A 6,745-nucleotide genomic window follows, 5' to 3' on the forward strand; every position below is an offset into this window, starting at 1 on the left:
TACAACCGGCAGCGTCGTCATTCCCGGTTGGGTAATCTCTCACCGGCAGACTTCGAGAAGAACTATTATTGCATGGCTGCTTAATAAAAGAACAAATGACAGTGTCCGCTATTGCCAGTACACCTCAGACTATCAGACTCGGGATACAGCAAGCTGGCAAGGCGGGGCTCTGACATCCCCTCAGGTAGCGGCCAGGAGATCCCGGAGGCCTCAAGGCGTTTGAGCATTTTCTGGATGGCACCCGTGCTAACTTTGCGAAGCGCCTGAAATGAAGTATGTCTTTATCGAAAAACATCAGGCTGATTTCAGCATCAAAGCCATGTGCAGAGTGCTCCGTGTCGCCCGCAGTGGCTGGTATGCCTGGCGTCTGCGTCGTCATCAGATAACCCCGCGTCAGCAGTTCCGTCTTGTCTGCGATGATGTCGTTCGACAGGCATTCAATGACGCTAAACAGCGCTATGGTGCGCCGCGTCTTGCTGATGAGCTTCCGGCGTACAACGTCAAAACCATTGCAGCCAGCCTGCGGCGTCAGGGACTGCGCGCAAAGGCCTCATGCCGGTTCAGGCCAGTCAGTTACCGTGAACATGGCCTGCCGGTGTCGGAAAACCTGTTGAAGCAGGACTTTACCGCCTATGAGCCAAATCAGAAATGGTCGGGTGACATTACCTACTTACGTACAGACGAAGGTTGGCTTTATCTGGCGGTGGTGATTGACCTGTGGTCGCGGGCCGTCATCGGCTGGTCGATGTCTTCGCGGATGACGGCACAACTGGCCTGCGATGCGCTGCAAATGGCGTTGTGGCGGCGTAAATGCCCGGCAAATGTCATTGTTCATACAGACAGAGGCGGCCAGTACTGTTCGGTGGATTATCAGACCTTACTGAAACGCCATAATCTGCGTGGCAGTATGAGCGCCAAAGGCTGCTGTTACGACAATGCCTGTGCGGAAAGCTTCTTCCACTCACTAAAAGTGGAATGTATCCACGGCGAGCACTTTGCCAGTCGGGAAATGATGCGAACGACTGTGTTTAATTATATCGAGTGCGATTACAATCGCTGGCGTCGCCACAGTGCCTGTGGTGGTCTTAGCCCGGAACAATTTGAAAAACAGAACCTCGCTTAGGCCTGTGTCCACATTACGTGGGTAGGTTCAGCTGGCTTCGGAAATAGCGGCCTCGCGACACACATCTTTGACGGTGCGGCCTGCTTCGACGGACTTCAGAACGGCGATGATCTGGTGCTCGGTGAATCGGATCTTACGCATAGCTATCTCCACAGGTGACATAATCAGTATGTCGGAAGATCTCTAAAAGTGAATGGGCCGTTTTACCGGGATACTTACATGATTAAGTGGTACTTCAGTCGGGGTGCCTTGCAAAGTACTGCGCTGCCTTTTTTAGAATATCTTGTTCTTCCTCAGTACGTTTAAGCTGCACTTTCAGCTTGAGGAACTGTTCTTTTTCGGTAAACATCATTTATCTCCTGAGAGTCCAGGATATCATCCGCACTTCCATAATGATCAAAGGTCGTGGAGTTGAAAAACATTATTTAGGAAGATATTAAGTTTAGAAAGTTAGTGTCACAATAACAGTATCTTGGTAATGACCTGATCTAAAAGGAGATTTTTTATCTATAAAGACTTGACCATAAATAGGATATACATGCTTTCCTGCTGTTCGGTGTTCTAACTTTTCATTTCCACTATCAGACCATAGTAATGTTTTTGCTGAATCTCTGTATAGATGATAAGCTATCCTTTCATTATTTGATTTAATACTACTCGTCGGGCGCATATAAAATTGATTACTATTCACATCCACAGAGCGAAGAGAAATATTATATTGTGTATCACTAGTACAGCTAACAACAATTTCTCCTTTAGCACTTATGCTATCAGTATCAATTAAAGTAGATTGACCAAAGTCGATGTCTTCCGTCATTATTTTGCAAGAATTCGGTACGAACGCCGATACTATAAAATTTAGAGGGTGCATGATGGTTTGTTCATCACATGTGCTAGGAATATAATTGGTGCTTTCTGACCAAGTGATAAAAGAATTATCTAAAAAAAACCTTGAATAGTATATCCCTGATCTTGTCAACTGTTTTTTTTGTATACTTCCCCTTTAATTGGTATAACTCCACTAATTTCTGAATTTCCGGCTAAAAGCTGTACAATACGTATAGGAGATTGATAGTTTCCAGTCCCTAATTCTTCATCTGTAATAGAGCTTTTAAGACGAAAAAAAATATTATCACTGACACCAGAATGCATATTTGATAAAAATAAATCTTGTTTTACACCTCCAATATAAAAGCAAGCGTTAAGATAATGCATTACAGATGAATTATTAATGCAACGATAGTTAAGTGTACTTATATTAATTTTTGACATGTCGAAGTTTGTGAAATCGATACTTCCAAAGTCTATATCTGTCATGCTAGTGCTACAACTTATATTGGCCGAATGACTTTTATGTGTAAGTAATAAAAACAAAACCACAGTAACTATAAATATATTTTTTCCCATTTAATAAACCCTATTGCTAACGTAAGGAAAAATCAAGATCATATATATAAAAAAATCACTACTACTGAAAGCATACTGTTTTTGATAACGTACCAATGTTATTTTTATCAGCACTATAGGAGATTTCAGCACGACAAGCTTTACGATCACTAACGTTACTTTTTATTTTTGGTTGATAGGCTTCAATATTTATATTATTTGTCAGACCTTCTAGATAAACTACGCCATCAAATCCAACAATATAAGGCTCACTTTGTCCTTTTATAAAAACTTCCGTACCAACAGGCAGATATTCGTCATTTTCATCAACTAACACTACCATGGCAGCATAAGCTGGTTTGATAGGAAATTCGACATAGCTTCCTGTTCTATCTTTAGGAACTGTTACAATTTTGGTCTCTATAATACTATAGCCTGGTGGCAAATTTAGACTATCAATGCTAATCTGATTCTTCTGATAAGAGTACAAAGGTGATACAAGAAAATAACCTTCTTTATTTGTTTTTCCTATTAAACGGTTTTCAAGTAATACAGGTACATCTGGTACCCCGGTAGTTGATACAACAGCAAAAGCATCATCTAGCTGTCTTGCGATAAAGCTATTGTTCTTCATAATTACTATCGAACCGCTGCTACCTAAATAAAAGTTAGACTGGTTGTTACCTCCAGCAGTTAATCTTGCATGTTGTGTCAGATACTCAATATCTACCTGTTGAATCTCCTTATTTTTTTCTGCTGTGGTGCTAACTCTCCAACCTAATCCACCATCTGAAGGAGCATTACGATTGGCACTAAATGAGCTAACTGTTTCACGTTCACTATATGTAGTGCTGAGAGCGGTATTGATCTTGTTTTTTAGTGAAAAGTTCATCCCAACATATATAGAATAATCCTCGTAATTATTCAAATTTTGATTCATTAGCACACTAATAGATGTGTTTTCATTAAGATTTTTTAACCATGAAAAATTCATAAGTTGAGTTGTTGCATTTTGTTCCATATTAGTTCTTGTAAAATGATTTATGGAGATACTTCCAGCAGAACCTAAACTAAAACCCAAAAAAAACTGCTGGTTTTTAGCATTTATTGTTGCACCATAAAGTGATGAGATATCTCGATAATCCATGTCAGAGATAGATATTGAACCACCAAAATGAAAGTTGCCATTAATCCATTGGTAACCAACCCCTTTTTCTTCACCCTTAAAATCCCAATACTGACTTTGAGCATAGTAACCAGAAAACTCACCTAAATAAGCATTTGGTGTTGCAATAATACCGAACCCTTTTTTAAGTAACCCATCAGACGTTTCTATCTGACTCTCTAATGTAAGGTTTGAAGTTACACCATAACGTAACATACTACTTAGCATCATATTGTTACTGTAATCAAATGAACTTTTCCCATAGCCAAGACGCAACTTTCCCAAATCTACACTCCAATCAGCTAACCCTTTTCTCAATAAAGTCGGAGAAGAAAAAACAGGACGCTCTATAATTTTACTCTGCCCAAGAAAATCAGTTACTACAAATTGGGCAGTACCATAACCATTAACTTTAGGCTGCATATTGATAACAAATGGACCAGGAGGAACGGTAGTACTATACTGTTTAATCCCATCAACTAGCAAATCTACATTTGATTGGGTGACAGTACTCCCCACAAACTCAACCAGTGGGCTACTAACTAGATATGGGTTCAGATCGAAATTGCGTGATAACTGTAACCCAACAAAGCGATTACTCCTCGACCATGAGGTGCTTCCTGTAATTGAATCTCCAACTCGTAATGTTATCATACTATCCTGCCATGATGAACTCATTGTCGTATCTAAACGGGTAGTATCAATAGTTGGATTAACAGAATTATTGAATTGGCTTAATGCTGTGTTACTAATCGTCCCTAGAGAATTGAAAGCACGTAACTCACTAAAAAGATTAGCAGCTTTAACATTGTCATTGTAGGTTCCAGACGTTTCATAATTAAGCAATATTCCCTCACTACTAGTACCAGGGTAAATCTGCGAGTCAACATTAGTAAAAGAATTAATAGGCAACTGTGTGTTTTCATCGTTAGCTATCAACACAAGTTTCTGTATTTCAGCAAGATAATTCACTTTAACAGTGTCAAGAGACATTAGCTTGATGCTTGAATCTGTTGGCTTTGTAATTTTCAAACCTATTTCTTCTAATGTTAGTACTGAGGTCCAAAGTTGATCATCCCGTAATTCAAAAGGGAAAACCCCTCGATTTACTCCGTTTAGTTCAACATCTAGATAAACTGACTGGTTATCTGGTATCTGATATTTATCATAATAAGAAGGCAACGCAATTTTTTGGGCATAGCTATCTGATATATATACGCCCCCCATAATGGAGGCCGTATTCAAATTAAAAATTAAAAATAGAAGTCGTAATAATTTAACGCCTAAGTGGTATGTTTTTCTCAGAATATACATTTCCATTAACTAACAGTTCCACTGTTCCACCTTTTGAAAAAGTGCTAGGCGGTTTTTTTATTTCCCATTCCATTTCCTGATTGGGTAATATATATCCTATCAAACCTGGGTTTAATTTCAACCTTTCTCCGTTTATTGAGATGAAGTTTAGACCGTACAGTTTTGCATACCCTCCACCTTCATTGTTAACATGTAGCAATGTATTTTTTCCATCAGCTATAAAGCTTAATTTCAAGTTTTCCTTTAAATTTTCTTGACTTTTATTATATACAAAAACAGGAATTGAATACTCCATAACAAAATCAATACCAGTGTTTTTCGTAGAAGCTACAGGGAGTTCATTAACAACAATACGAAACGTAGTAAGATCTGATAAGTTTTCGTTATTTTTTGGTCGCATTACACGAACTAGTTGCCTTCCGTTAGCGGAAACTTTCGCAACTGGTGGACTAGCAATAAGATCAGATGTTGCAGTTAACACATCTTTTTTATTTTTTTGATCCCAGGCATATACTCTGACTTGAGCCTGTATGAATCTGCTACTATTATTAATTAGCCACAGCTCTGTAGCATTTAAATCTTGCGTCAAATCTATTGAAGTTGGTGATACTTGTAAGCCCATCGCCACAGCCGCTGTGCTGCCTATACTCAAGGAAGTAACAGCGACTGTTGAGACCAGGATTCTTACAAAATCTGTTCTCATTTTATGCATTAGATAGACTCTAGTAATTAACAGCCACAGAAATTACATCATTATAGTGACCTGATGGTTTATCGAACTCACTGCCAAGAACTTTTACATATACATTATGATTGACATTCTTACCTGTTCCTGTCCCTCCAAATGCATTAGCGTCGGAACCAGCTGGCACAGTTGCTTGAGGATCTTGATATAAACTATAATTTATTTTATGTAAACCATCACCAGAGGTCATCATGCCTTGACCATTAATACTATTATTCGATGGTTTTAAAGATATTAAATACGGTTGTTGGTCATTACACTTTACTGATAATTGGGTACGCTCAATTTTAGTAGCAGTGTTAGTGTCAACTGTACCAAAATCTACATCATCGATAGTTTTCAATGTACACATGCTAGAAATAGCGATTTTAACGTTGAATGAACTGTCTAATTGGGTGGCAGCAGAAGAACTCCCCATAACAAAACAAACAGAAGAAGCAAATAGTATAGCACCAGCAAATTTATTCAAACGCATAGTTAATTACCTTCTTGTTTAAGTAAAGTTTAACATTTTTGTGTAACCGTAGCACATTTAAATCCTAGCTGCGCACACCGAAAGTGCAATGTTTTTTTATTTTTTCAAAATAAATAATTATTTATTTATTTATTTATATCTTAAGTCACTGACTTAATTATGTTTAACCTGGTTTTGTAATTCCCAGATAGTTAAGACTTTTTTGCGTTTGGTTAGAGTACAGTACAAGACACAACAGAGAAGGATGATATGTCTGACCCTACCCCAAAATCCTGCTCCATTCAGAATGAACCGTACCGGTTTTGTGGGAGAGAGTTAAGTCCGGGAACTCAGGCTGCCAGATCCTTTTTCCCGATGGAAGCGTAATATGCTTTTTCTGCTTCAGCAGGTGGGATATGGCCGAGCCGCTCAAGCAGCCGACGATTGTTGTACCAGTCCACCCATGCCAGTGTGGCCAGCTCCACTTCCTGTCGGTTTTTCCAGCTCTGCCGGTGTATCACCTCCGCTTTATACTGCCCGTTAATACTTTCGGCCATG

Annotated in this window: 6 protein-coding genes and 2 pseudogenes; 1 reads left to right on the plus strand and 7 read right to left on the minus strand. The window is 39.1% G+C overall.

Annotation, left to right across the window (positions count from 1 at the left end; all coding sequences use genetic code 11):
• Positions 1-250: 250 nt before the first annotated feature.
• Positions 251-1,123, plus strand: a pseudogene (locus tag ACMV5H_RS24770) (IS3 family transposase); the annotation flags it as partial.
• Between the two features lie 30 nt (positions 1,124-1,153).
• Here ACMV5H_RS24770 and ACMV5H_RS24775 read toward each other — a convergent pair.
• From ACMV5H_RS24775 to ACMV5H_RS24805, 7 genes and pseudogenes are all read right to left on the minus strand, one after another.
• Positions 1,154-1,264 (minus strand): annotated as a pseudogene (locus ACMV5H_RS24775) (transposase); the annotation flags it as partial.
• A gap of 301 nt (positions 1,265-1,565) precedes the next feature.
• On the minus strand, positions 1,566-1,994 hold the full coding sequence (locus ACMV5H_RS24780; protein ID WP_414822719.1) for a spore coat U domain-containing protein: 429 nt from the start codon (positions 1,992-1,994) through the stop codon (positions 1,566-1,568).
• Positions 1,995-2,098: 104 nt separating this feature from the next.
• Complete coding sequence (locus ACMV5H_RS24785) at positions 2,099-2,530, minus strand: hypothetical protein (RefSeq protein ID WP_414822720.1); 432 nt, start codon at positions 2,528-2,530, stop codon at positions 2,099-2,101.
• A gap of 61 nt (positions 2,531-2,591) precedes the next feature.
• Complete coding sequence (locus tag ACMV5H_RS24790) at positions 2,592-4,994, minus strand: fimbria/pilus outer membrane usher protein (RefSeq protein WP_414822721.1); 2,403 nt, start codon at positions 4,992-4,994, stop codon at positions 2,592-2,594.
• Positions 4,951-5,700 carry a molecular chaperone gene (locus ACMV5H_RS24795; protein WP_414822722.1) on the minus strand — a complete coding sequence of 250 codons (750 nt, stop codon included), beginning with the start codon at positions 5,698-5,700 and terminating at the stop codon, positions 4,951-4,953. Before ACMV5H_RS24795 ends, ACMV5H_RS24790 begins: the two co-directional genes overlap by 44 nt.
• A gap of 10 nt (positions 5,701-5,710) precedes the next feature.
• Complete coding sequence (locus ACMV5H_RS24800; RefSeq protein WP_414822723.1) at positions 5,711-6,208, minus strand: spore coat U domain-containing protein; 498 nt, start codon at positions 6,206-6,208, stop codon at positions 5,711-5,713.
• A gap of 329 nt (positions 6,209-6,537) precedes the next feature.
• Positions 6,538-6,745: integrase core domain-containing protein (locus tag ACMV5H_RS24805; protein WP_414822724.1), on the minus strand; the 208-nt coding region annotated here is incomplete at its 5' end.

Origin of the sequence: Serratia sp. N21D137, assembly GCF_047530005.1 — a bacterium.
Classification (GTDB): Bacteria; Pseudomonadota; Gammaproteobacteria; order Enterobacterales; family Enterobacteriaceae; genus Chania; species Chania fonticola_B.